Annotated in this window: 26 protein-coding genes and 1 other annotated feature; of the genes, 5 read left to right on the top strand and 21 right to left on the bottom strand. The window is 38.3% G+C overall.

What is annotated here, in order from left to right:
* Position 1: 1 nt before the first annotated feature.
* The 4 genes from H8S88_RS03105 to H8S88_RS03090 all read right to left on the bottom strand — a co-directional run bounded on the left by H8S88_RS03105 (position 2) and on the right by H8S88_RS03090 (position 4811).
* Positions 2 to 2230: a heavy metal translocating P-type ATPase gene (locus H8S88_RS03105; protein ID WP_048789127.1), complete on the bottom strand. Its 2229-nt coding sequence runs from the start codon at positions 2228 to 2230 to the stop codon at positions 2 to 4.
* Complete coding sequence (locus H8S88_RS03100; RefSeq protein WP_048716931.1) at positions 2227 to 2661, bottom strand: CopY/TcrY family copper transport repressor; 435 nt, start codon at positions 2659 to 2661, stop codon at positions 2227 to 2229. Before H8S88_RS03100 ends, H8S88_RS03105 begins: the two co-directional genes overlap by 4 nt.
* A gap of 305 nt (positions 2662 to 2966) precedes the next feature.
* On the bottom strand, positions 2967 to 4157 hold the full coding sequence (metK, locus tag H8S88_RS03095; RefSeq protein ID WP_048688076.1) for a methionine adenosyltransferase: 1191 nt from the start codon (positions 4155 to 4157) through the stop codon (positions 2967 to 2969).
* A 195-nt stretch (positions 4158 to 4352) separates the two neighbouring features.
* Entirely contained in the window at positions 4353 to 4811 is a 459-nt protein-coding gene (locus H8S88_RS03090; protein ID WP_140814097.1) for a hypothetical protein, read from the bottom strand.
* 233 nt (positions 4812 to 5044) lie between these two features.
* Here H8S88_RS03090 and H8S88_RS03085 point away from each other — a divergent pair, with 233 nt between their 5' ends.
* Genes H8S88_RS03085 through H8S88_RS03070 form a run of 4 tightly spaced genes read left to right on the top strand, consistent with a single transcriptional unit; the run spans position 5045 to position 7991 of the window.
* Positions 5045 to 5725: an amino acid ABC transporter permease gene (locus H8S88_RS03085; RefSeq protein ID WP_048716920.1), complete on the top strand. Its 681-nt coding sequence runs from the start codon at positions 5045 to 5047 to the stop codon at positions 5723 to 5725.
* Positions 5685 to 6362, top strand: a complete 678-nt coding sequence (locus H8S88_RS03080) for an amino acid ABC transporter permease (RefSeq protein ID WP_006596050.1) — start codon at positions 5685 to 5687, stop codon at positions 6360 to 6362. The genes H8S88_RS03085 and H8S88_RS03080 overlap by 41 nt, the downstream gene beginning before the upstream one ends.
* 1 nt (position 6363) lies before the next feature.
* On the top strand, positions 6364 to 7122 hold the full coding sequence (locus H8S88_RS03075) for an amino acid ABC transporter ATP-binding protein (RefSeq protein WP_048688064.1): 759 nt from the start codon (positions 6364 to 6366) through the stop codon (positions 7120 to 7122).
* Between the two features lie 11 nt (positions 7123 to 7133).
* Complete coding sequence (locus H8S88_RS03070; RefSeq protein WP_125330057.1) at positions 7134 to 7991, top strand: cysteine ABC transporter substrate-binding protein; 858 nt, start codon at positions 7134 to 7136, stop codon at positions 7989 to 7991.
* A 42-nt stretch (positions 7992 to 8033) separates the two neighbouring features.
* Here H8S88_RS03070 and H8S88_RS03065 read toward each other — a convergent pair whose 3' ends face one another.
* The 7 genes from H8S88_RS03065 to H8S88_RS03035 form a co-directional block, all read right to left on the bottom strand.
* Entirely contained in the window at positions 8034 to 9527 is a 1494-nt protein-coding gene (locus tag H8S88_RS03065) for a hypothetical protein (RefSeq protein ID WP_236127907.1), read from the bottom strand.
* A gap of 91 nt (positions 9528 to 9618) precedes the next feature.
* Complete coding sequence (locus H8S88_RS03060) at positions 9619 to 10086, bottom strand: deoxycytidylate deaminase (protein ID WP_023023644.1); 468 nt, start codon at positions 10084 to 10086, stop codon at positions 9619 to 9621.
* 247 nt (positions 10087 to 10333) lie between these two features.
* Positions 10334 to 10693 carry a 50S ribosomal protein L20 gene (gene rplT / locus H8S88_RS03055; RefSeq protein WP_000124834.1) on the bottom strand — a complete coding sequence of 120 codons (360 nt, stop codon included), beginning with the start codon at positions 10691 to 10693 and terminating at the stop codon, positions 10334 to 10336.
* 49 nt (positions 10694 to 10742) lie between these two features.
* Positions 10743 to 10943, bottom strand: a complete 201-nt coding sequence (gene rpmI / locus H8S88_RS03050; RefSeq protein ID WP_003003453.1) for a 50S ribosomal protein L35 — start codon at positions 10941 to 10943, stop codon at positions 10743 to 10745.
* A 33-nt stretch (positions 10944 to 10976) separates the two neighbouring features.
* On the bottom strand, positions 10977 to 11507 hold the full coding sequence (gene infC, locus H8S88_RS03045; protein ID WP_006597373.1) for a translation initiation factor IF-3: 531 nt from the start codon (positions 11505 to 11507) through the stop codon (positions 10977 to 10979).
* A 15-nt stretch (positions 11508 to 11522) separates the two neighbouring features.
* Positions 11523 to 11653: a sequence feature (ribosomal protein L20 leader region), on the bottom strand.
* A 20-nt stretch (positions 11654 to 11673) separates the two neighbouring features.
* Positions 11674 to 12357, bottom strand: a complete 684-nt coding sequence (gene cmk, locus H8S88_RS03040; protein WP_156676540.1) for a (d)CMP kinase — start codon at positions 12355 to 12357, stop codon at positions 11674 to 11676.
* Positions 12358 to 12367: 10 nt separating this feature from the next.
* Positions 12368 to 12811, bottom strand: coding sequence for an SAG1386/EF1546 family surface-associated protein (locus H8S88_RS03035; protein WP_156676541.1), 444 nt, complete (start codon positions 12809 to 12811; stop codon positions 12368 to 12370).
* A 45-nt stretch (positions 12812 to 12856) separates the two neighbouring features.
* Between H8S88_RS03035 and H8S88_RS03030 the strand changes: the two genes are divergently transcribed.
* Positions 12857 to 13054, top strand: coding sequence for a ferredoxin (locus H8S88_RS03030; RefSeq protein ID WP_156676542.1), 198 nt, complete (start codon positions 12857 to 12859; stop codon positions 13052 to 13054).
* Here the strand turns inward: H8S88_RS03030 and H8S88_RS03025 are convergent.
* The 10 genes from H8S88_RS03025 to H8S88_RS02980 form a co-directional block, all read right to left on the bottom strand.
* Positions 13051 to 13539 carry an EbsA family protein gene (locus H8S88_RS03025; RefSeq protein WP_156676543.1) on the bottom strand — a complete coding sequence of 163 codons (489 nt, stop codon included), beginning with the start codon at positions 13537 to 13539 and terminating at the stop codon, positions 13051 to 13053. The genes H8S88_RS03030 and H8S88_RS03025 overlap by 4 nt on opposite strands.
* A 129-nt stretch (positions 13540 to 13668) precedes the next feature.
* Positions 13669 to 16143, bottom strand: coding sequence for an LTA synthase family protein (locus H8S88_RS03020; RefSeq protein WP_414297952.1), 2475 nt, complete (start codon positions 16141 to 16143; stop codon positions 13669 to 13671).
* A gap of 1 nt (position 16144) precedes the next feature.
* Entirely contained in the window at positions 16145 to 17005 is an 861-nt protein-coding gene (locus tag H8S88_RS03015; RefSeq protein WP_236127905.1) for a rhamnan synthesis F family protein, read from the bottom strand.
* Positions 17006 to 18205: an ATP-binding cassette domain-containing protein gene (locus H8S88_RS03010; protein ID WP_048789134.1), complete on the bottom strand. Its 1200-nt coding sequence runs from the start codon at positions 18203 to 18205 to the stop codon at positions 17006 to 17008.
* Positions 18205 to 19014: an ABC transporter permease gene (locus H8S88_RS03005; RefSeq protein ID WP_048789135.1), complete on the bottom strand. Its 810-nt coding sequence runs from the start codon at positions 19012 to 19014 to the stop codon at positions 18205 to 18207. The genes H8S88_RS03010 and H8S88_RS03005 overlap by 1 nt, the downstream gene beginning before the upstream one ends.
* Positions 19014 to 19955, bottom strand: a complete 942-nt coding sequence (locus H8S88_RS03000; RefSeq protein ID WP_125336039.1) for a glycosyltransferase family 2 protein — start codon at positions 19953 to 19955, stop codon at positions 19014 to 19016. Before H8S88_RS03000 ends, H8S88_RS03005 begins: the two co-directional genes overlap by 1 nt.
* A complete protein-coding gene (gene cps2T / locus H8S88_RS02995; RefSeq protein ID WP_048789137.1) occupies positions 19952 to 21100 on the bottom strand; it encodes a beta 1-4 rhamnosyltransferase Cps2T in 1149 nt (382 codons plus the stop codon). The genes H8S88_RS03000 and cps2T overlap by 4 nt, the downstream gene beginning before the upstream one ends.
* A 98-nt stretch (positions 21101 to 21198) precedes the next feature.
* Positions 21199 to 22431 carry a glycosyltransferase family 4 protein gene (locus H8S88_RS02990; RefSeq protein ID WP_236127904.1) on the bottom strand — a complete coding sequence of 411 codons (1233 nt, stop codon included), beginning with the start codon at positions 22429 to 22431 and terminating at the stop codon, positions 21199 to 21201.
* A gap of 8 nt (positions 22432 to 22439) precedes the next feature.
* The gene (locus tag H8S88_RS02985; RefSeq protein WP_185761530.1) at positions 22440 to 23741 is read right to left on the bottom strand and encodes a DUF2142 domain-containing protein; all 1302 of its coding nucleotides are present in this window, start codon (positions 23739 to 23741) and stop codon (positions 22440 to 22442) included.
* A complete protein-coding gene (locus H8S88_RS02980; RefSeq protein ID WP_125335857.1) occupies positions 23728 to 26679 on the bottom strand; it encodes a rhamnan synthesis F family protein in 2952 nt (983 codons plus the stop codon). The genes H8S88_RS02985 and H8S88_RS02980 overlap by 14 nt, the downstream gene beginning before the upstream one ends.
* Positions 26680 to 26837: the final 158 nt, after the last annotated feature.

Here is a 26837-nt window from a genome sequence, read left to right as displayed (position 1 = left end):
CTTACAATTTTTTTCTCTTTAATCTTAGAGCATTCAGTACAACCGATACTGAACTAAAACTCATGGCTAGACCTGCTAACATCGGGTTTAAGAGCGGGCCACCAAAGAGATAGAGAAGGCCCATCGCCACCGGAATGGCTAAAACATTGTAGATAAAGGCCCAGAACAAGTTTTCCTTGATGGTCTTAATCGTGTAACGACTAATTTCCAAAGCCCGGACGACATCCATCAATTGCGGTTTCATGACGACGATATCGGCACTTTCCATGGCGATATCTGTCCCAGATCCCATGGCAATCCCGATATCCGCAGTTGCAAGAGCTGGTGCATCGTTGATTCCATCTCCCACCATGATCACAGACTTGCCTTCTGCTTGCAAATCTTGGATCACCCGTGATTTTTCTTGAGGAAGCACTTGACTGATGATCTGCTGGATTCCAGCCTTCTTGGCAATCGCTCGAGCAGTCCGTTCATTATCCCCAGTCAGCATGATGACCTCCTTGCCCATTTTTTCTAGGCTAGCAACCATTTCTAAACTATCTTCCTTAATCCGGTCTGCTACCCCAAATAGGGCCAAGAGTTGTCCATCTTCAGCTAAGAAAATCGGGGTTTGTCCATCCTGAGTTAAGTCCTCCAAGTCAGCCTTGGCAAGATGAATATCGATTCCTTCCTCATCCATGAGCGTTTGATTCCCAGCCAGATAAACCTTCCCACCATAGTTAGCAGTGAGGCCCCTTCCTGTTAGACTAGAGAAGTTTTTCATCTCTAATAAGTCTATATGCTCTTCTTTCGCAGCATCCAAAATAGCTTGTCCCAATGGATGCTCGGACTTGGCTTCCAGAGAAGCTAGGAGTTGTAAGGCATGGTTCTTCTGACCATAGGTATAAGAAGAAGACAGCTGAGGTTTACCTTGAGTGATGGTCCCCGTTTTATCGAAGACCAAGACTTGCGCTTGGTGAGCTAACTCAAGGACATCCCCTCTCTTATAGAGGATCCCATGCTCTGCCCCTAATCCTGTCCCCACCATGATGGCTGTCGGAGTCGCCAAGCCTAGAGCACATGGACAGGCAATGACCAAGACACTAATTGTTACCGTCATAGCAAAGGTGAAGGTCTCACCCATGATGAAGTACCAAAAGAGACCTGATAAGAGGGCAATCCCCATGACTACTGGGACAAAGACCCCTGCCACTTGATCCGCAATCTTGGCAATCGGTGCTTTGGTTTGTTGGGCATCTTCCACCAGCTGAATGATTTGTGCTAGTAAGGTATCCCGACCAACTTTCTCAGCCCGATAAACCAAACTACCTTGTCCATTAATGGAACCTGCGTAAACTGGACTGCCTTCAGTTTTTTGGATGGGGATAGATTCACCCGTCAGCATGCTTTCATCAATGGCTGATTGTCCGGAAACCACTTGACCATCAACGGCTATTTTTTCACCTGGTTTGACCAGGATCTGATCTCCAATGACCAAGTCTTCTACAGGTAGTTTCACTTCCTTTCCATCACGTAGGACCGTTGCCTCTTTAGCCGCCAGATGCATGAGCTTTTTAATGGCTTGAGAAGTACGCCCTTTTGATAGCATTTCAAAATATTTACCCAGAGTAATTAGGGTCAGGATCACGGCTACAGATTCAAAATAAAGCTGGTGCACGTGATGGTGGTGACCAAGCAATATGTGATAAGTCCCATAAAGGCTATAAAGAAAGGCTGCACTAGTCGCTAGAGCTACCAAAGCATCCATATTGGGATGGCCTTTTAGAAGGGTTCGGAAGCCATTTCGATAAAAGGCTCGTCCAAAGATCATCACGGGAATGGTCAAGAACAAAAGAACAAGAGTATAAGCCACAGGTGCTCGACCAGGTGAAACAAATGCAGGTGCTGGTAGGCCAATCATGGGGCCCATTGCTAGATAAAAGAGAGGCAGGGTGAAGATGGAAGACCAAAAGAGGCGTTTTCGGATCAATTGTAGCTTGTCACCTTCTCGCTCTTCTTGGCTCTTAGCTGTATCTGGATTGTATACTACTGCCTCATAACCGGCGTCCGCTACTGCTTTTGAAATAGCCTCTGGACTCAAAGGTTCCCCCTGATATTCAACCGTCATTTTTTCAGTGGTTAGGTTCACTGTCGCTTTTTCAACACCCTCAAGATGGTTAACAGCTTTCTCCACATTAATCACACAGGATGCACAGGTCATCCCATTGATGACAAAAGTTTCTTCTTTCATTTATCTTCCTCCACATGACTGGCACAGTGACACTGGCCAGGTTGGCAATCACATTGAACCCGCTCCACGCTCACTTTCGAAGCCAGGAGGTCTTGCAACCCCTTCATTTGCTCCTCGGTCATAGGGGTTTGCTGGATTAATCGCTCCAATATGTGACCATGCTTGGTCAAGCAGATCTTACTAAAAACTTCATTGACAGCTGTAAAATTTGCCTCTTCTTCATTGAGGATGGCCTGATACAAATAGGTTCGACCTTCTCTTCGACTTGTCAAATAGCCTTTATCAGCCAATCGTCCTAAGAGGGTTTTCACCGTCGAAGCTGACCAGTCCTGCTTGGTGGAGAGAATCTTGGTTATTTCTGTAGAAGTCGCTTCCCCCTTAGTCCAGAGAACTCTCATGACTTCCCATTCCGCACTTGAAATCTTTGCCATTCTTTTACCTTTCTAGCTCTCATCAAGAACAATTAATTTACATTTGTAGTTACATTATACACCTTCCATTTTGTTTGTCAATCATTTTGTTTACATTTGTAGATTAATTTCATAAAAAGAGAGTGGGACAGAAATCGGTAATTCGTTAGAATTCGATTTCGCCGTCCCACCTCCGCACAGTTGAGTAGGGTTGTAAAAGCTGATGAAATCAGCGTAGTAGAGCCCACTTAACCACTGCGTCTTGCTCGACAATCCAAAGATAATTGAGAGGCTAGGACTTTTGTCCCAGCCTCCTTTCTATATCCTTAGTTAACTGCTTCTTTCAAGGCTTCTACCTTGTCCAAACGTTCCCATGGTAGATCGATATCCGTCCGTCCCATATGTCCATAAGCCGCTGTTTGACGGTAGATTGGACGTTTGAGATCCAACATTTGAATAATCCCTGCAGGACGAAGGTCAAAGATTTGACGCGCTGCTGCTTCTAATTTGCTTTCAGCAACTGTTCCTGTACCGAAAGTATCGATACGAACAGACACAGGGTGAGCCACCCCAATCGCATAAGCCAATTGCACTTCTGCTTTCTTAGCAAGACCTGCAGCAACAATGTTTTTAGCGATATAGCGAGCTGCATAAGAAGCTGAACGGTCCACCTTAGTTGCGTCCTTACCAGAGAAGGCACCACCACCGTGACGTGAGTACCCACCATAGGTATCCACGATGATCTTCCGACCCGTCAAACCTGAGTCTCCTTGAGGTCCTCCGATAACGAAACGACCAGTTGGATTGATGAAGAATTTTGTTTCATCATCCAGATAAGAAGCTGGAATCACTTCCTTGATGACCTTGTTAATCACATCTTGGTGGATTTGTTCATTGCTCACTTCTGGATCGTGTTGAGTTGAAATAACGACTGTATCCACGCGCACTGGTCGGTCATTTTCATCATATTCAACAGTAACTTGAGATTTAGCATCTGGACGAAGATAGCTAATCTCACCAGACTTACGAAGCTCTGCCAAACGACGAACCAACTTGTGGCTGAGTGAGATAGGTAATGGCATGAGTTCTTCTGTTTCATCCACTGCAAAACCAAACATGAGACCTTGGTCTCCTGCTCCGATCAAATCAAGTGGATCTTGATCTGCATTCCCACGAACTTCCAAGGCTTCATTAACCCCTTGGGCAATATCAGGAGATTGTTCCACCAAAGATGGGTGTACTCCTACCGTCTCAGCAGAGAATCCATATTCTGTATTGGTGTACCCAATCTCTGCAATCGTATCACGAACCACACGGTTAATATCCACATAAGCAGTCGTTGAAATCTCACCGAAGACATGCACTGAACCAGTATAAACAGCTGTTTCAGCAGCAACGTGTGCTTCTGGATCTTGCTCTAAAATAGCATCTAAAATAGCATCTGAAATTTGGTCTGCAATCTTATCTGGATGCCCCTCAGATACCGATTCAGACGTGAATAATTTACGTTCTGACATAAAAATGTCCCCCCTTAAAAAATAATCGTTATAGAGTTACAAAGAACTGGTAGATGCTTTCTACCACCTTATCGGGACCATATAACTAAACTATTATATCACGATTTTGCACCAATATTCCTATTTTTATAAAAAGAAAAAGATATAGTTTGAAACTATATCTCTTGTAGTTAAACCGCTATCCATCCCTAGTCCTTACAGTAGCAAGGTCCCTATTAAGACAAGGATAGTGGAAATGATAGATGGAATTCGAAATAGAAACCAATCCGGATCACCAGCTAAAAACATAGAGATGAAAAAGAAAGCTACAGAGACAAATAGAATCTCCTTACTGGCGAATATCCTTCCAATGCCAAGCAGGACTGTGGCAATAATATAAGAAATCAGATGTAATCCCAAAAAGAATAGGAAGGCAATTGCCCATCCTCCTACCATCAGAGCACTGCCTATAAACAGTCCAAGATAGCCGATGTTTAGGAGAAATACAAAAGTTAGAAGCCCTGTATTAGGAGCAGGTTTTTCTACACCTGGTGCCATCATAGGTGGCTGAACTGGTTTTTCTGGACCTTGTTCCATCGTTGGTGACTGAACAACCCCCTCAGGTATATTATTATGCTCTTGGTTTGATTGATACTTTGGATCTTGATCTGTCATCTTTATCCATCCTCTTTTACAAGCTTAAGTTATTTGGCGTTTCTTACTCCTATTATACCGCATTTGATGATTCATTTCATCGGCTATGATGAGTGATAAATTTTATCTATCAGCTTGATAAATTATCCATATTATTCAAATGATTTTTTTCGTGTTACAATGACTGTATTATTTTCTAATCAGTAAGGTAGCATTTCTTTTTTCCTTGCTCATTAGAGAGGAGGAAATCATTTTTGGATTGGTCAATTGTTGAACAATATTTTCCACTCTACCAGCAGGCCTTTTTCTTGACCTTTCACATTGCTGTATGGGGGATTTTAGGTTCATTTCTTTTAGGACTGATTGTCAGTATCATCCGACATTATCGTCTACCGATTTTAAGTCAACTAGCTGGTTGTTACATCGAACTTTCTCGAAATACACCGCTCTTGATTCAGCTCTTCTTCCTCTACTTTGGCTTACCAAGGATAGGTATCGTCCTTTCTTCAGAAGTCTGTGCAACCATTGGTCTCATCTTTTTAGGGGGTTCCTATATGGCTGAGTCCTTCCGAAGCGGTCTAGAAGCTGTCAGTCAAACTCAGCATGAAATCGGTCTCTCCATTGGGCTAACACCTAGACAGGTCTTTCGCTATGTGATCCTACCACAAGCGACCGCAGTGGCTCTGCCTTCCTTTAGTGCCAATGTCATTTTCCTGATTAAAGAGACCTCTGTATTCTCTGTTGTCGCTTTAGCTGACCTCATGTATGTCGCAAAAGATTTGATCGGACTCTATTACGAGACAGATATCGCCCTGACCATGTTGGTCATTGCCTATCTGCTTCTCTTACTACCGATTTCACTTCTCTTTAGTTGGATAGAAAGGAGATTACGCCATGCAGGATTCGGGAATCCAAGTACTCTTTCAGGGAAATAATCTCCTTCGGATACTCCAAGGCTTGGGCGTGACCATTGGGATTTCCATTATCTCTGTCTTCCTATCCATGATCCTTGGAACCCTACTTGGAATCGTCATGACTTCTCATTCAAAAGTCATTCGTCTGCTCACTCGCTTTTATCTGGAATTCATTCGGATCATGCCCCAGTTGGTCTTGCTCTTTATCGTATATTTCGGTTTGGCCCGCAATTTCAACATAAACATTTCTGGTGAAAGTTCAGCCATTATCGTCTTTACCCTTTGGGGAACGGCTGAGATGGGGGATTTGGTTCGAGGGGCCATCACTTCTCTTCCAAAACACCAGTTTGAAAGTGGACAAGCCTTAGGATTAAGCAAGGTTCAACTATACCGCTACATTATCATCCCACAGGTTCTCAGACGATTGCTTCCACAAGCTATTAACCTGATTACCCGTATGATTAAGACAACCTCCTTAGTGGTCCTCATCGGGGTTGTAGAAGTTACCAAGGTCGGCCAACAAATCATCGATAGCAACCGCCTGACCATCCCAACCGCTTCTTTTTGGATTTATGGAACCATTTTAGTCTTGTACTTTATTGTCTGCTTCCCTATTTCCAAATTAGCAGGACAGTTAGAAAACCACTGGAGGAATTAATATGTCTGAAACCATTTTAGAAATCAAGGACCTAAAAAAATCCTTTGGAGACACTCCTATCCTCCAAGGGCTTTCCCTCAAGGTTCAAAAAGGGGAGGTCGTGGTGGTCTTGGGGCCTTCTGGTTGTGGTAAAAGTACCCTCCTTCGTTGTATCAATGGCTTAGAAACTATCCAAGCTGGCGATATCCTCTTGGATGGTCAATCCATAACCAAAAACCAAAAAGACTTCCATCTGGTCCGCCAAAAGATTGGGATGGTCTTCCAAAGTTATGAACTCTTCCCCCATTTAGACGTTCTCCAAAACTTGATTCTTGGTCCTACAAAAGCTCAAGGACGAGCTAAAGAGGAAGTCATCAAGGAAGCAGAAGAGTTACTGGAACGGGTCGGTCTCTTGGAGAAGAAACATAGCTACGCAAGGCAATTGTCTGGTGGACAGAAGCAACGGGTAGCCATCGTCCGCTCCCTCCTCATGCATCCAGAAATTATCCTCTTCGATGAAGTGACAGCCTCTCTAGACCCTGAGATGGTCCGGGAAGTCCTAGAACTCATCAACGACCTGGCCCAAGAAGGACGGACCATGATTCTGGTGACCCACGAGTTACAGTTCGCACAAGCCATTGCCGATCGGATCATTTTCTTGGATCAGGGCAAAATTGCCGAAGAAGGAAGTGCTCACTCCTTCTTTACCAACCCACAAACCCAACGAGCACAAGAATTTTTAAATGTATTTGACTTTAGCCAATTTGGCTCATATCTATAAAGGAGATTTTTATGAAATTCATTAAACCAATTTTAGTTCTTTTTACCTTCGCTCTCGCTTTGATCTTTATCACTGCTTGCGGCTCTAGCAAGTCATCAACTTCTTCTACCGGCTCTAAAGCACGTACCATTGAAGAAATCAAGAAAAGTGGCGAGCTTCGTATCGCAGTCTTTGGAGACAAAAAACCTTTTGGTTATGTTGATAATGATGGATCCTACCAAGGTTACGATATCGAACTAGGAAACCAATTAGCTAAAGACCTTGGTGTCAAACCGAAATATGTATCAGTGGATGCGGCTAACCGTGCGGAATACTTGATCTCCAATAAAGTGGATATCACATTAGCTAACTTTACCGTTACTGATGAGCGGAAGAAACAAGTAGACTTCGCCCTTCCTTACATGAAGGTTTCACTCGGTGTGGTATCTCCTAAGGATAAAGTCATCACTGATGTGAAACAATTGGAAGGAAAGACCTTGATCGTAACCAAGGGAACTACTGCTGAAACTTACTTCGAAAAGAACCATCCAGAAGTGAAACTTCAAAAATATGACCAATACAGCGATGCCTATCAAGCTCTCCTAGATGGACGTGGCGATGCCTTCTCAACAGACAACACAGAAGTCCTTGCTTGGGCTCTTGAAAACAAAGGATACGAAGTTGGAATTACATCACTTGGTGATCCAGATACGATCGCACCAGCGGTTCAAAAAGGAAACAAAGAACTCCTCGATTTCATTAACGATGACATTCAAAAGCTTGGAAAAGAAAACTTCTTCCACAAAGCTTATGAAAAAACTCTTCACCCAACCTACGGCGATGCTGCAAAAGCAGATGACCTCGTTGTTGAAGGTGGCGAAGTGAAATAACAAATAAAGACTCTATCGCAATGATAGAGCCTTTTTTTCTTGTCAAAAACTATTTTCCCTAGTATCCTTTGGTCGTTTCACCCAAAAGAAAGTACCTAGTAGGACATCGATGGCTAAACAGACAGAGAGGAGCTGTAGTGGCCACAGCAAGCCATAAACAGCTGATAGACCGTAGAAAATACATGCTGATGCCCAAAGTAGTCGAGAATCTATCGCCAAAGCGAACTGGGTTGAGACAAAGCCGATGGTGAATAGGATCAAATGGATACTCGTTGCATAAAAAATCATGAAGGCAAAAGGGCCGGTCAAGATGAGTCCGACGAAGCCCAAGCCATAATAAGTAAGACCGAGCCATTTTGGAAGAGCAAAGAGATAGGAATTAGGAGACGATGCATTTTCTTCCTTGCTTAATTCACCGTTAACAGGCTCTCTGGATGTCTCAAGTGACTGCTTGCTATTGTTGTCTTGCTCAACTGTCACATCCACTGTAGGCCTTTCTTGCCCAGCCACTAAGCCCTTTGTTACTACTCTTTCACTTCTATCACTCGATTGGTTCCCAAATAACATAACAAGAGGAGCGATGACTAATTTTTCTTTCATCAAGACGAATACATTAGGATAGCCATATCGTTTTGGGTAAGAAAGTAAATCGGATAATAAGGAAGAAGATTCCTTATTTCCGGAGCTCACTTCATCCGAACCTCTTTGACTTTCTAACCGCTCAGCTACCTCTTCTTCATCTCCACTTGCAACACCTTCTTGGTCCGAAAGGGCGCTTGACCGAGCCCCAAAGAGCTTCTGCAAACTTTCCTTCTGTTTATAAATCAGGTAAACGGAAATGACAGAATGGTAAAAAGGAATGGGTGCAGTCGTCTTTAAAACGAGCAGGTCTAGCATGACAGAAGGGAGATAGTAACAACCATAAAGGCAACTGAGCACAAATAGGACCTTCTGATTCTTAATGATGAGGAAACTAGACAACAAGATGATAAGCAGGACTTCTTGATCCACACCTTCAAATAATCTCCAGTAAAAGTCAGATTTTGAATGATCCAATATATTCCACAAGCGTAGGACAACAGGAATCCGATCTACCAATTGTAAGACACTGATCCCCAAGGAAACCAATGGAACGATTGGATACCAGGTTCCTTCCTGACCAACCAAAGAATGAAGACGAGGCCACTCCACCTTATTAATCATGATCAAGACAATCGCTAAGGTTGGAAGTTGAGAAAGTCTCATCACCACCTCAGTACCAAACAAAGCAATAGGAACCTCTTGTGGCCAAAAGATGCTGAGAACTAGGAAGAGAGCATATATAAGAAGCCCTTCCTGCTTCCCCTGGTCTTTCCAGATTTTTACTGTGAGAAAGACTTGAATAAGTAGCCATAAAAGAATCTGAAGGATTGACAACCAGATGATAGAGGGATTCTCTCCATTTCCAGGCTCTCCGGATAAGATCATAAATACTTGAAAAAGAGCTCCAAGAACCTGGACTAGTAAGAGAATGAGGTAGCAAATTTTACGGTTCATCAAAATCTCCTTCCTCTAGACGAATCAGTGAAGCGTGAACTCAAAAACGAGCTTTCTTTTTAATTGTAGCTAGTGAGACAACAAGCCATTCTTAAATAAAGTCTGCCTCTGCAATAGCTTCTTTGACCACTTCCAATGGAAGATGGACTAGCTCTACTTCTTTTTCACGGTAGAGATACTCGGCATACTCATCGATGCGGTATTGATGGATATAAACAACCCGCTTGCAACCAACTTGAAGTAGCTGCTTGGTACAATTGAGGCAAGGGAAATGGGTCACATAGGCTGTGAAACCTTTGGGAATCCCTCGTTCCGCTCCCTGTAAAATCGCATTGACCTCTGCATGGAGGGTCCGAACACAGTGTCCCTCCACCATGAGGCAGTCATGATCCAAGCAATGCTCCGTACCAGAGACAGAGCCATTGTAACCCGTCGCAACCACCTTATGATCCTTGACCAATACAGCACCCACCTTGGCCCGCTTACAAGTTGCTCGATTTGATATTAACAAAGCCTGTGCTGCAAAATACTCATCCCAGGCTAATCGTTTATGTCCCACAGTCTTGTCCTCCTTCATGAACATTCTAAATTTTTTTCATTATAGCACGAAATCAGCAAGAAAAAAAGGGAGTGGGAAAGAACTCTGAAAATTTATAAGAGGTCGTTTTCCCACCCCCGCACAGTTGATTAGGCTATCTTTGGAGCTTATTAGGCGAACAAAGAAGCCAATCAACCACTGCGACATACAGTCATTTCTCTCAAACATTAAAAAGCTGGACAGTTTTTGCCCAGCCTCTTATAAAAAATTATTTACCAAGTTTTGCTTTAGCTGCATCTGCAAGAGCTGTGAAAGCCGCTGCATCGTTAACAGCCAAGTCAGCAAGCATTTTACGGTTAACTTCGATCTCAGCCAATTTCAAACCATGCATCAATTGTGAGTATGAAAGTCCGTTCATACGAGCTGCCGCATTGATACGTGTGATCCACAATTTGCGGAAGTCACGTTTCTTTTGACGACGGTCACGGTATGCATAGTAGTAAGAGTTCATTACTTGTTCTTTTGCAGTACGGAACAAGATGTGTTTAGCTCCATAGTAACCTTTAGCTAATTTAAGAATACGTTTACGACGTTTGCGTGATACAACGCCACCTTTAACACGTGCCATTTATATTTCCTCCAATATTTCCTAGAATTCTTTACTTACAAATACGCGATTATTTCAAGCGAGTAAGCATTGCTTTGATACGTTTGAAATCTCCTGCATGCACCATAGATGCTTTACGAAGATGACGACGTTGTTTCTTAGTTTTTCCGTGGAAACGGTGAGAAGTGTAAGCACGGAAACGTTTAAGTCCACCAGAACCTGTACGTTTGAAACGTTTAGCTGATGCGCGGTGTGTTTTTTGTTTTGGCATGATATTTTCTCCTTTTTTTAACTTTCTGACAGATTATTTCTTGTCAGTTGCTGGTGCCAACTGCATGAACATTTGACGACCATCCATTTTAGCACGTTGTTCGATGATAGCAATATCTTGAGTTGCTTCAGCGAAGTCGGCTAAAACTTTTGCCCCAATCTCTTTATGGGTGATCATACGACCCTTAAAGCGAATGGAAACCTTCACTTTGTTCCCTTTTTCAAGGAACTTGCGAGCATTGCGAAGTTTTGTATCGAAATCACCCTTGTCAATAACTGGGCTCAAACGAACTTCTTTCACGGTCACAACGCTTTGTTTTTTGCGTTGTTCTTTTTGTTTCTTCTGGTACTCAAATTTGAACTTACCGTAGTCCATAATTTTCGCAACAGGAGGTTTAGCTTGAGGTTGAATGAGAACCAAGTCCACATTAGCGTCGTCCGCAAGTGCTTGCGCTTCACCAAGTGGTTTGATACCCAATTGTTCGCCCTCAAGACCGATTAAGCGAACTTCACGTACACGAATTTCATCATTGATGAATAAGTCTTGCTTTGCTATGGTTTTCACCTCTTTTTTTATTTTAGAGAAAAACAAGAGCGGACTTGCTAACGCAAACCCGCACTACATGATTATATTTCATTTCTGAAACTTGATCCGTAGGGGCCAGACAACGTTAGTTGCAAGGCGAGAAGTTCTCACTTCTGCTTTTCTCAACTTTTATATGATATCAAGTTTATGATGGATTGTCAAGGATTTTTTTTGCTTTTTCTTCAATAAATGCAACCACTTGATCAATCCCGACACCAGTCGTATCAAAATGAATGGCATCTGCTGCTGGTTTTAATGGCGAAACCTCTCGGTGACTGTCTTTATAGTCCCGCTCAGCAATTTCTTTTTTCAATACTTCTAAATCTGTTTCAATGCCCTTGCTCAAATTTTCCTTATAGCGGCGTTCTGCACGTTCTTCTACAGAAGCCACTAGGAAAATCTTCAATTCTGCATTTGGTAAGACAACCGTCCCAATATCGCGACCGTCCATGACGATTCCCCCTTGAGCAGCAATCTGTTGTTGCTGGGCAACCAAGCGCTCACGCACAGGAGCCAAGGCAGATACCCAAGAGACATTGTTGGTCACTTCATTGTCACGAATTGGATGAGTCACATCGACATCAGCTACGAAGACTAATTGTTGCCCGTCTTCAGAGCGCCCAAAGCTCACAGGATATTGGTTCAGCAAATCAACCAACTGGTCAACATCTGCTTCAGTCAGATCATGACGAAGAGCTAAATAGGTCGCTGCACGATACATGGCACCTGTATCGAGATAAGTGTAGCCTAAATTTTTAGCAATAATCTTAGCAACAGTTGATTTCCCACTGGATGCAGGACCATCAATTGCGATTTGAATTTGTTTCATAGTCTATCCTTTATCGAATTTTGACCACATCACCTGGATTCGCATACCAGGAACCAGTAGACATGTGAGATGGATTCAATTGCTCCAATTGGGCGATCGAAATTCCAGCACGTGCCGCAATCGCTGCCTCTCCTTCACCAGCAAGAACTGTGATAGTCTCTTCTCCTGACTCGTCATCACTTGAAGCTTCTGAACTTTTGGCTACAGGAGCTGCACTACTAGATGAAACGACTGTTGTTTCACCATTGTAGAAACCGCTCATTTGTTTCTTCTTATCGCTTCCACCTGTAGAAAGGTAAACTAAGAAGCAGACCATCGCTACAATAATAATAAAGAAAATAATCGCCAAGATGGTCAACAAGCGATCAGCTTTTATCCCATTTAATTTGTTTGTTCGTTTCAATGTTTCTTCTCCATCATCATAAATCTCTTCTTCCCATGGTTCTTTTGCCATGACTTCCTCCTTGTATTTTCCACTAAAAATCATTACAATATAGATATGAAAATAACCTTAATACCTGAACGTTGTATCGCATGTGGCCTTTGCCAAACATATTCGGACATTTTCGACTATCACGATAATGGTATCGTTAAGTTCGCCTCTGAGGATAAACGATTGGAAAAGGAATTTCCTACCGATGCTGCTATCCAAGAAGCGGTTAAAAATTGTCCAACCCGAGCTCTTATCAAAGATTAAGAGCTTTTTTCATTATCTGCATAGTAGAGTTGATAATAGTCCACATGGATAAAGTTATCTGTCAACTCAATCTCACCTTTGAAATAATCATTCAAGGCTAAGGCATTGATAAAGTATTTTTTGGGCCACTTACGCATACAGAAGGTCCGACTTCTTGATCCATCGTTGAAAATCAACTTGATGGAATTCTTTGTGACTTCCACTTTTTCAATCGATGAAATCGGAACTTTTATAGGAGTCAATGGATTCGCCGTGATAATCCGTAAAATCCCATCATCGTAGATCGTAAAATAGCGATGAACTCCTACAGCCAGCAAGGCCATAAAGAGGAAGAATGAAAAGAGTACCACCGTCGGGATACTGGAACTCTCATACATCAGAGCTAGTCCAATAAAGACAGGTATAACCGATAAAGACCAATAGGTAATTAGCATGGATAAATCAGGCTGCCAATGGTATCGGATTTTCCCAAAAATCTTAATCATATGCGGAACCCCCTTCTACTAGTTTAGCATAAAATCAACAAAAATAGAACAGGAAAGCCTGTTCTATTTTTAATAATTTTAGCAATCAAATCACTGAATGACAGATTGATGAAAGCTGGTCTCTTTCCATTAATTTTTCGCCGATGGTACCTCGAAGAAATCTTGGGAAAGGTAGCCTTTACCACTTATCAGATCATACTCAACCATTTTGAGATCCTCAGCGATTTCCAACGCTTCTCCTTCTAAGGCTTTTTTGTCAACACTTGCTTTCTTCAATACTTCCGTCAAGAGAGCATAGTATGGAGAGACCTTAGAGTTGGTCTGTTCAAAGACCATAGCAGAGAAATCACTCGAGTTGACTAAAGGATAGTCTAATTTAGGAGCATCGAAATTACTCCAAATAAAGTAGTCTGTTTGGTATTGCCCTTCTGGATAGTTCTTAAAGGCAGATTCTGGATACAAACCAGGCAAATGATCCCCATAGAAGACAACTGTAATCTTTTTATCGATTTTGGATAGCTTTTCTAGGAAATCTTGGGTGGCATTGTCAGTATGATATAACATTCTGATGTATGCAGATAATTGCTTATTTGCATTATCAGAAAATCCTGGATAAGATGCATTCATATCAATTGGATTAGGTTCATTCCATGGTGTATGATTTTGCATCGTCATTACTGAAAAGAATTGACTATCTTTATTCATATTTTTTAGTACTAATTGGTAAGTGGACTCATCACTATAATTCCCACCAATATTGTAACCCTCTTTTCCTTTATTACCATAATGAATAAATTTAGCAAAGTCAAGGTTTCCATAAATAATATTACGCGAATAATTACTAGGACTAGCTATATGTATGACAATCCGATTATTAGAATTGAAAGAATTACTTATTGAAGGAAAGTAATTCATGACTGGAGCAACTTGTGTATATAATATAGAAATGGAAGGAGATAAGTTATACATAGGTAAACCAGTTAAGGTTTGAAACTCCATATTAGCAGTTCCACCTCCATAGCCATCCGATTTCATTAAACCACTTGTCGTACGTTTTTTTATTTCTTGGATTTTAGGAATTGGATTAGATGATACTTTCACATCCTCAATACGCGAAGGATCAGAAAAACTTTCACTTAATACATAAATGACTGTTTGTTCGTTTATATTCTCTTTTCTGGTTAGATTTATATCACCCGCAACTTTTTTATATTTTTCTTCAATTTTTTGAATAGAACTTTTACTATAGTCTTTTGGTTTTATCATAACTTCTGATGTTAAATGAGAAAACCAAACATATGATAATGATTTAATTTGAGCATTCGTTGTATTTCCAAACCAAGAAATATCATGTTGATTGTTTAAAATACCAATTACAGGTATACTGTCATCAACCTTACCATCTCTTCTCTGTTTAAAAACACTATAAATACCAATGAAGAAGGAAAAGATAGAAATTATTACAATTCCTCTTAGATAATAATTTTCCAATACTCTCCCATAAAGTAATATTTTTCTACAAGACAAGTACAAACCCAAAAATACTGCAACTATTAAAAACACATAAAAATACGATTGAGGCCCAAGCGAATCGAACATAATACCTGGATGCATCAACCAACTTAAATCACTTGGCAAAATAGGCTCTTGCCTATATTGAAACTTAAAATAGCTAGCTATTGATATACCAATGATTAAAAATACACTTAATAGAGTACTTAATAAAAACTCATTAAATAAACAATAAATAAGTAAAAATAATGCAAAAAATACAAGTACTTGAAAGGCGGTTGCACCAGGAAATAAATTTCTACCTAAAATAGTAACATCTGTTCTAATACTATTTTGAATCGTATAATTAAAGGTGATAGCAAAAAAAGAACTACAGACTAAGGCAGCACCGAATTTAGGTCTATTTCTGTATAATTCATCAATACCAATAATACTACAAAAAACAAAAGGAAAAAGTATGATAATTAAAAGAATAATAAATTTATCTAATTCCATTAAATATGAAAACTGGTTTTTAATCAGACCGTCTGTAAATAAATCTCTTAAATAACCAGTTTCCGGTAATATTTTATAAATTTTTGAATCAGTTAGACAAAAACCTATTAACATGAAGCTGTGGAATAATATTGAGTAATATTCCTTGTACTCAGAAATTTTAATAAGCCTATTCTCAAAAATAGGGCAATAAATTGAGATTACATAATGATAAATAAATGCAATTAAAAATATAGAGAAAAGAAATAGGAGAAAATTAACTTGAAAAAAGTCATTCGCTTTAAAAGAAAAAATATTATATTTTAAAACATTTACATTTCTACTACATTCAATAATATACGACCCTAATAAGTATAATAAGTATATAATAGCACTCTTAATAAAAAAGTATCTTGACCAAATTTTCGAAAGGACAACGGATATAAAACTAATACTTATAAAAAAGAGTAAGGGAGCATAATGAGAATACGAAAAATATAAAATTGAATGAGTGGAATTGAAAGGTAGAAAATAATTAAAATTGACAATTAACAATAAAATAAAGCTCACTAAGAATAAGCATAATTTAATGTATTGGTTTTTAATAAAGTTAAGCATCTTATTTTCTAAATATTCTCCTAACTAACTTTTTTATTCTGGAAATAAAATCTTTATTTTCTACCGTCGCATCAGTTATACAATATACATTTGAAATCAAATGTTCATTTAAAACCGACATAGGAAAATCAGTTAAATTATTGATTTGACTCTTTATGTAATTAGTCTGTTCAGAATTAACTTGAAATACCTTAACTTTTATAAATGGTACTTGTTGATTAAGAATTTCTTCGGGTCTATAATAAGAAAAATCAGGGTGAATTAGATTACCTGCATCTTCATTTATAGTATTAAAAACCACACCGTATTTAAATCCAGATTTAGTTAGAATACCAGTAAATCTTGTCTCGTAACGATCAATCACACTTCTTATATTTTCATAATCCCTAATACTTGTCCAAAACTTTTGAAAAACTTTTGACGACACAACTTGACGGGAATAAGAAACAAAATAACTCTGAAGATGTTCCTTAAAATACTTTGTTTTTCTAAAATTAGTCATTCCCCAAAAATCAATATCTACTTGTTTTTCAAATTTTTCAAAATACTCTTTTAAATCCCACAAGGGACCAATACATGTATCGTTCATCAAGGTAACCGAATCATAATCTACCAAGGAATTAAATCCTATATAATTCATACCATCTCGCCAGGCAGCAAAATCATACCCAATATTCTCTCGTTGAACAACTTCATTAATGCCAATTTTTCGTAGGGATTTTAAATGTTCAGTTGATAAGCAACTATTCGATATCAATAGAATACGCGAAAAAAGTGGGGAAAGTTTTTCCAATTGATATAAAACATGACTACTTAAATCATCAGACTTATTGTAGTGAACATAAAGTAGAATTCTATTCATCTACATCGTCTCCCATTTCCCATTCCTTTGCAATAATCCGGTAGCAGAATCTTTCGCTGACAAATCATCATCTAAAATATCTGTTCGATTTAATAAAATTATAGGTGAATTATCTCCCTTTGCAAATGCAAGCATTGTATTCGAACTATCTCTTACTGAAACTTGAAGTTTTAATTTGATATCATTCAAGCTTGATAAACTACAAGAATAGCGGAAACTCTTCCTCCCTTTTCCATCAGTTAATAAATCTAAAGAATTATCATTATATACCCAAAGACCGCGATCAATTTCAGTTAGCGAGAAAGCTATGTAAGTTTTTATGTCCTGATTAACATCATATGACACCTCAAACTCAATGGGATCTTCAGGACTTGACATTTTATTCGAAAGCAATTTTATATTTAAATTGCTTACAGCTACATCCTCAATTGTAACATCATCATTTGAAACTTTTTGATTTGCTGCATTATCATAACTATATTGATTTGCAACATCATCAGGATTTCCAACTACTTTAACTAACCCATTTTCAATTAAAACAGCCTTATTACAATATTTTTTTACAGCATTCATATCATGGGTAACAAGAATTGTCGTCTTACCTGATTTTTTGCGTTCCATAAAGTAATCATTACACTTACGTTGAAAAGCCTCGTCTCCAACCGCTAGAACCTCATCCAAAATCAAGATATCCCCTTGAGCCTTAATGGCAACCGAAAAGGCTAAACGAACCTGCATCCCTGATGAGTAGTTCTTGAGTTTCTGGTTCATGAATTCATGCAACTCGGCAAAGTCTACAATGTCATCATACATGGCATCAATCTCAGTTGTTGAGAAGCCCAGCATGGCTCCATTCATATAGACATTTTCCCGACCTGTCAGTTCTGGATTAAAGCCCACTCCAAGCTCAATAAAGGACACCAGTTTCCCATCGATAGTGACTGTGCCTTTTTCTGGCACATAAATTTCAGAAATAATTTTTAATAGAGTAGATTTTCCAGAACCATTTCGTCCTACAATACCATAGAAATCTCCTTTTTCAACTTCAAAAGAAATGTCACGTAAAACTTCTTGTTTTTTGTAACCCTTAATCCCCCTAAATCGGTTTACTAAAGTTGTTCGTAAACTTTGAGTTGATTCAGTTGGTAACTTAAAGTATTTGCTGACATGGTCAACTTTAACTGCAATATTACTTGACATTATAAAATCTCCGCAAATCGTTTAGAATTTCTGTTAAATACAATAACTCCAATAATAAATACAACTATTGGAATACAATATGGAATACATGCAATTAACTTATTATCAAATAACTCCCAACCTCGAGGGTTGACTGGATCAATAATATAGTGACGCATATCTTGCAAAATTTGTGCAATTGGGTTCATCATCAATAGTTTTGCAACATCAGTATGATTTCGTTGTAATAAATATGTAATTGAATAAATAATTGGACTCGCATACATTCCAGCCTGTAGCACTACTTCCCAAACTGGACCTATATCACGGTATTTAACAAATAGAGCCGATAGGATAAAAGCAAAGCCTAAGGAAAGAAACAAAATCTCAATAAATAAAGGAATGATAACAAGAGTATGAATCCCAAATGAGACATTATTAATCAAGGCGAAAGTGAACACAACTAATAAATTAATCGAGAAGTTGATAGCTGCTCCTAGTACCGATGAAACAACAATAGTCTGTTTTGGAAAATTCAACTTTCTCAACAAATCGCCTCTTGAAACAATAGACAACATCCCCATATTTGTCGCTTCTGTAAAAAAGCTCCAAAAAATCATCGACAAAAGCAATCCAACTGCGTAGTGCGGAGTTCCATCATCAAATCTTAAGAATCGAACAAATACCACATACATGATACTAAACATCATCAAGGGTTTCAGAATTGACCAAAGGTAGCCAATAGCTGAGCCTTGATAGCGTAATTTAAAGTCTGTTTTGATTAATTCTCGTAATAAAATTCGATTTTTCTGACTAAAAACATCAAACATTATTTTCCACCTCTAAATGCAAACTTTGTTAAAATCAAGGTCGTGAACACACACGTGTGAAAAGCCCTGTTCTTGCGATAACCATACTGACGAATCCGTCTCAGACGTTCTTTCAGTGGAACGTCCATAATGGTCACAAAGTTTTCAATAATTTCTTTATTTTGGGGGCTGACTGGCAGTTCCAATAAATTTTTTGCTTGTTCTTGACTGGATTCAATGAGCTTCCAATACTTAGCAAACAGAATATGAGGGCGAACCCAATTTTTAAACCGTTTCCTAAGGGTTCGAGCACCCAGAACATTGCTACTGTGCTGCCGGTACAATTCTGTCGGCTGATCGATATAGATGAGCTTTCCAAAAGCAGTTGCCAGCAAGGCTAAATACCAATCATGCATGAGAAGCGCATGTTTTTCTTGGCCTGTCCATAAGTCAGCCAACGCGTGGTTAATCATGGCTACACCACCAGTTACCGTATTTTCCGTCAGCTCTTGAATCAGTTCTGTATTGGCATGATCAGACTGGGTGCGAATCATACTCTCATGTTGCACGTTCAAGTTTTCATAGACCACTTTTAAATCTGTGTAGACCAGCAAAGGGACTTCTTGAGGGTGCTTGGACGCTTCTGCTACTTGAAGAGCAATTTTTTCAGGAAGCCAGACATCATCTTGATCACTGAAGCAATAAAGATCAGCTTTTTCATATTTCAAGAGGGCATGGAAGCTCTTGATGACACCCAGATTTACGATGGCTCCTTGATTGACAAAGCAGATACGCTCATCCTGGGCCACCAATTCTTGAATAATCTTTACCGTATCGTCAGTTGACCCATCATCTCGGATCAAGAGTTGCCAGTCTTGATAAGTCTGGTCTTGAATACTTTTGACCTGCTCTTTTAGATACTGTTCACCATTATAGGTGGACAACAAGATATTTACTTTCATGATAAGAATAATTCCTCGTACTCACCTACAATTTTTTCCCAGGTAAAGTTTTGCTTCATATTGGTTTTAGCTAATTGACCCCATTCAGATACATCTTCTAAAGAATCAACCTGGTTGATTAAATGCGCCAAATTCCCAGCTTCTTTGGTCCAATATTGAGCTGTGTCCTTGGCAACTGTTTGGTTAAAGGAGACTCCTAAAACTAAATTCAGATCCGTGTGAGCAAGAGCCTCTAAGAGACCCGGATTGGTTCCGCCCACTTCATGACCATGGATATAAGCAAAGGCTTCTTTACGGATATACTTCAAGAGGTCTTGGTCATAAACCGTTCCTACAAACTTAACGCGAGGATCCTGATCGAATCCTGTTCGAGCACGGAGTTCTTCATAATAGGGATTGCCTTCATGATTACAAATGATCACCAAATCCCGCTTGCTGGAAGAGGTCATAAATTCACGAATGGCAGTCTCATAATTATTTTCTGGCACAAAGCGGCCCAAGATCAAGTAATAGTTCTTCTCCTGTGTCTGCCATTTCTGATAGAATTCTCGGACCTTATTATCCTGACTGGTCAGGCTGGTCGGAGACAAGTCCGTCCCATAGGCAATATAGGTCGTCTTGGACCAAGGATAGGCTTCCTTGATATAGGACTCAATACCTGGGTTGTCTGAAATTACCAAGTCAGCGTGGCGTGTCATGATTTTTTCAGAATACTTGAGATAGGCTTGAATCGGTTTAGCCCACTTGGCCCGCTTCCACTCCAGTCCATCTGGATTGATATAGAATCGTCCACCCATCTTATGGATCTTACGCGCAAAAGGCGCCACAAAAGCTCCAATTGTATTGCCTAAAACATAAAAAATCGGCTGTTCAATTCCTTGTTTCTTAACGACCTTCAAGGCATAGTTGATGGCCATCATATCGTAGGCGATGACACGCGCAGGCCCAATTTTCGGGGCTTTAATCGTAAAACAATCGATACCCTTGTAGTCAAAATGATGATAGGCTTGATCATTAGAAAGGCAAGCAACATGGTACTGGATTTCCGAAGACACTTGATGGGAGACCAATTGGTCCACAAAAGTCTCAAAACCGCCATATTGAGCCGGAAGACCACGACTTCCGATAATAAAAACGTGTTGCATAATATTCCCTTTCTAATAATTTACAGTCTGTTCAATTATACCATTTTAAGGAAAGCTTGTATAACCATTTGTAGTGACGGTATTTGTCTGCAATCATTCTATAACTTTTTTAATACAAATAATTTTTTAATAAAATTTTTAAATACATCAATTTTAGATGATTTTACACCCTTAATATTTAAAAATTTATCTTTTTCCTTTACATTAATCTCTACATCCTCATTTACATGTTTCAATATACACTTATAAGCAGTTTCTAAATTATATATTGCTGTTATTTTTTCTTTATTTTGTACCATTTCATTTTTCTTCATAGAAAAATTTGTCAATAAATTTAAGATATGTCTTGATAAATCAGGTATATCACCCAAGCAGTACATTTCTCCTTGTATAAAGAGGTCTTTAACAGATCTATATCCCTTGTTATTCGATACAATTGTTGGAATGCTATTTATTAGTGCTTCAATATATACCATTCCAAACGTTTCTATTTTTGATGTAAATACACATATATCTTTATCTGTTAAAAATTCCCAAGGTTTTTCAAGAAAACCTATGAAATGAACATTTTGAATGCCATTATTTTTTACATAATCTTTACATCTTTTTGCATATTCTTCATCTTCTGCACCAATAAATATCAATGGAATATTTGAAATATTTAAATTGTGATAAGCTTTGATTAATTCCAACTGATTTTTATTCTCAGTTATTCTTCCAATCTGAATAATCCTATGAGAATTAGAGGTTTTTAAATTTGTACCACTTATTTCAGAGTATGGTATAAAACTTAAAATATTCTTATCAGTTAATAATTGTGATAATTCCTTTTGCAAAGAACCAGACACAGCAAAAATTTGATCAGAATAATATTCAATAAATTCAAGTTTTTCTTTATAATAACCAAATTCTCCCTCAGGGAATTCATGAATTAACCAAAAATGACGAATATTTTCTTCAGCTGCAGCTAAAGCTCCTTGGAAGACATTAGCTGTGTTACTAATAACTAAATCAACTTTATTCTGATTCAAAATCTCTCGAATTCTTTTAATATTATCCTCGTAACTTTTTACTCGCTGATAATGTGTCCCAGGTAATCCACCTGGAGATTCTTCCCACCACCACTTAACTGCTGGAATACCAATAGCTTGAATTCCAGCTTTCTTCATCTGCTCCAAATATTTTTTTTGAACTGGTACACGATAATCAGGGAAAACGTTTAAGACTCGAAAGCCTTTACTAACTAAAAACTTCATTAAATTAAAAATTGAAATTTCGGCGCCATTATCCATTGTTCCAGTAGGTGAAATAAATAAAATTGTTTTAGTCATCGCAACTCCTAAAATACCCAATAAAATGGAATTAATAAGTAAAGAGAAATCAGATAATTGCATAATAAGGTAACTACAGTAATAGTTAGCAACTTATGCTGTTTCATTTTAAGGTTACCTAAATTTGCAATTATGGGCAAAAATAAGATGAGAAATGGAGTGAAATATCTCCCCTGGCTTCCAACAGAAATATTCGCCCCTTTTCCTAACACTATAGGTGTCCATTGTAGATACATGACCGTTACAGTGGCAAGCACTTGTATTGGAAACAATAATGAAGAGACCGTTGCAAAATCGTTAGTGAAGAAGTATTCTTCGCTTGATAAAAATATAAGAAATAATATGCAAATATTTACAAAAATAAGCCATAATGGAAGCTGAATAGTGAAATTCCCAAAATAACCAAACATACCTATTGTCAAAATAGTATTTAGGTCACCGTTCATATGTTGTTTTAATAATGTATTCGACAACACTCGAATGTAGTGGATTACTCCACCGTTATCTCTCATTAAATAATATAGAACAGCGAAGATTGCAAGTAATAGAACTAAATAAAACACATACTTAAATTTTGAAATAGTCTGTTTAATCACTCTTAAGGGCGTATTTAAAAAACTAAAGACACCTTCAAAATTTAATGGTATAAACGGAATAAGACATAGTAATAAAAAGTTATTTGGTTTAGTAGCTAAAAGCAATGACGATATAGGTACTAATAAAAATCCATCTTTATTTGAAAAAGTCTTTTTGTATGCTAGATTCGTTATAAAACCGATTGCTAGCATGATTTCTAAATAATTCATTACATCATAAGATAAAGAAGATGCTTGTTGAACCATTATTGGTTGTAACGAAATAAAGAATAGAGCTAGTTTACCATATTTAAAATATTTAATTAAACAAAAAACACCTATAATATAAGCTAAGGCATTAAAAATTCTGCCCATATAGATTATCATGCCTACTGTTGGCTTTATCAAACTTCCCAATGTCATACCAACCAACTGAGGAAGGAAGGAAAGAGATTTAAGGTTTAGAGTGACTTGATACGGTTCTTTTTCCATATCAAGTTTGTTATTAAGAACCTTTTCATAGTCAGTAGGGTTTACATGAGCATCACTCGAAATCTCGTTCATCCATTTAAAGGACTGTAGAGTTGGTTTGTGGACAGTTTCCCAAGTCATACGCGCGTGGTTTGTTTCGTCTGGCACACGATTAATTGGAAATACTAACATAAATGAAAAAATAAAAATCGTTGCTAAGATGAAAAATAAATTTTCAACTTTTATTTGTTTATTTTTGTTCAAAATAAGTCACCATATCATCTTTCTTGCTTAAGGTACAGTTTTCAAGAACAGCCCGATAAGCAGCATCTGCAATTTTCTGTCTTAATTCTGGAGATAAAACCAAGTCTTCAAGCTTGTCGAACCACTGTTCATCAGTAGCCAACAATCCTGTTTCACCATCAACAACCGTATCTGAGAAAGCTCCTATCTTGCTTGCTACTGTTGGTACCTTCACCAAGGAAGCTTCAATCCACTTAATCTCTGACTTCGCACGGTTAAAGATAGAATCTACAAGCGGTGCTAGGTTAATATCAACCTCACTAATCAAGGCAGGCAATTTATCCCAGTCCACATAATCGTGAGTTACAATTTGATTTTCAAAGGGCTTCATATCCTGAGGGATATCGAGAATCCCGACAATATGTAATTGGACATTGCTATATTTTGTAAGCAGTTGCTTAATAGCTGGTTTAATCAATTCAAAATTCTCATTATGACTAATTGAACCAGAGAAATAACCAATCTTAACAATATTAGATGTTTGAGAGTAATCTTTGATATATTGACTACTAATAGCGATTAATTCATCAGAAGCCAAGTTACGATTAAGTAAAACCTTACTTTGGTACTTATACAACTCCTCCTGCAACTGGTTAGTTGAAGTAATGGCACCATCACAGTTTTCTAGCATATAGCCATAATTTCGAACACCTGCATCATAGTTTCCTTTTTCAACCGAATTCAACCCTTGCGTATAACTCAATTGATCTGTATAAACCGTATCAAAGACTAAATCATCAATATCAAAGAAGACAGGTTTTCCATATTCCTTAGCCAAATGACAGAGACGCAAAAGTTCAGGTGATATTGGGGAACGGTAGATAATGATGTGACTAGCATTTTGAGCCACCGATAATTGGAAATCAGATAGGTTAACAACTTTGACTGCAAAGCCATGTTTGCGTAATTGTTCTGCCTTGTTCAAGACACGATAACGGGTACATTGCGGAATAATATTTTCAACCCCATCAATCAATAGAATATATTGATCACGTGGAACAATCTTAAATTTATTTACAATATCTTCCAAGATTGCCACAGGGTAATCCGTTTTTTCTGCAACAAAGTCCAACAAGTCAGGGACTTCTGAATCACGATCCAGACCTTGCCACAAGAACTGGTCTTCATCATAATTTTTCAGAGCTGTGTATTTCACCAAAGGGCTACCTGCTTTGAGCATCTTAAGTGGGTGAATATACATGGCAGAATCTTCGTATTCTTGCACGACCGCATCGAAACGATAACCCAAATCAGCAAAATGCTTGGTAAAACGTGTCTCATGTCGACCAATCGCCTTATCACGAGAATCTGTATCCGTCAAATGCGTCCAGTACTCATAAAAGGCATCATCATTTAGCATAAGCTTTTCAATAACTAAGAAATAAGATTGAAGATGTTTAGGAATATAACCATAAGGATTCTCCTTAGTAACATCTTCTTGTTCTTCGCCAAAGGAAATCCCCCAGAAATCTAGTTGCTTATCAGCCATTTCCTTGAATACTTGAGACAAATCTCTCATCGGACCAATATTGGTATCATTCACCAAGAGGAGTTGGTCGTAATCCTTAAGCTTGTCCTTACCAAAGGCAAAAATTCCTTCTCTAAAGGCTGCAGTGTCGTATCCTTTATTGTCACGAGTTAAAACTCGACCATAAGTATCGAGAGTATTGATGTCATCTTCATGAAGGTGGCCATTCACAACAATAATAACATCATCTACTAATGGAGACAGGGCTTGCAAGAAACGTAATTTATATTCTTGAAGACGAGCTTCAGACTCAAAAATAACATAAACCAGCACTTTTTTACCATTATATGATAAGGCAGAGCGTTGACTATTTCTAAGACGGCGTAACTGACGAACCTTAAGTGGTGTCATACGACGACGTAGCTGCACAACTTTGACTTTTAAAGCTCTCAAATAACCTTTAATAGCTTTGGGATTCTTAGCAATTACTCCTACTGTCTTGATTGGAGTAATAAGGGCGTTCCCCAAACGATATGACAGCGAACTTCGGATAAGCTCAATTTCTTCTTGAGCGTCTTTCAGTTGTTTAGACTGCGTATATTTTCTTCGTTCAAGTTGATCACGTTCTTTTTTCAAGCGGTTAACATAGTCTGTTACTTCATCGTGATGTTTAATCAAGCTATCCAACCGCTCTTCCAAAACCATGAGGTTATCACAAACTGCTTTGTATATTTCATGAGGAATCTTATCAAGATATTTCTCTAGAATGTCAAGATAGATTTCATAATGGTAGCGAACGGAGTCACGTCCAGAAATTGATCCTGTTTCAAAGACACGATAATTAAGCTTAGTATTTGGCTTATAAATTGCTTTAGCACCGTTATTAATAATCAAGTTCAATAAGAAGTCATAATCTTCAAGCTTTTTTCGATTTAACTTCTCATCATAACAAGCTTTTCCAATAATACTTCTACGAATCAAAGAACAGTTATCAATAAAACTAGCATTTAGAAATGCAATTAGGTCAAATTCACGGCTTTTGAGGTAGAACTCTTCTTTTTCTGGGTTAAAAAGATCACAGTAAACGATGTCAGCATTTGTTTCCACCAACTTACTGTACAACTGTTCCACATAATCTTCATCAAGGTAATTATCACTATCTACAAATAGCAAGTAATCACTTCGAATAAGCTCGAGTCCTAAATTTCGATTCTTTACTACCCCAAGATTTTCATGAGTTTCAAATCTTGTCTCAAAAGGTGATTCCTTCAAAACCTCTTGGATAATTTGGTTAGAACTGTCTGTCGAACCATCATCAAGAACAATTAATTCAATGTTTCGATAGGTTTGGTTAAAAATGCTTCGCAAACATTGTTCAATATAATTTTCATGGTTGTAACATGTTACAACTACTGATATTAAATCATTCATTTTTCCATCCAGTTTGTTTAATAAAATTTCAATTAGTATCTGATAATTACTAATATTACTAAGCTTCAAAGATTATTAGTTAGATTAATCTTTGAAAGTGCATACTACTTTAATTATACTATAGTTTATTCAAAAAAGAAAAAGTCCTCTTAATATTG

It is taken from the genome of Streptococcus sp. GS001 (genome assembly GCF_021595565.1).
GTDB classification, from domain to species: Bacteria; Bacillota; Bacilli; order Lactobacillales; family Streptococcaceae; genus Streptococcus; species Streptococcus xiaochunlingii.
Note: the sequence above shows the minus strand (reverse complement) of the source record. Positions and strands in the feature narration are given on the sequence as shown.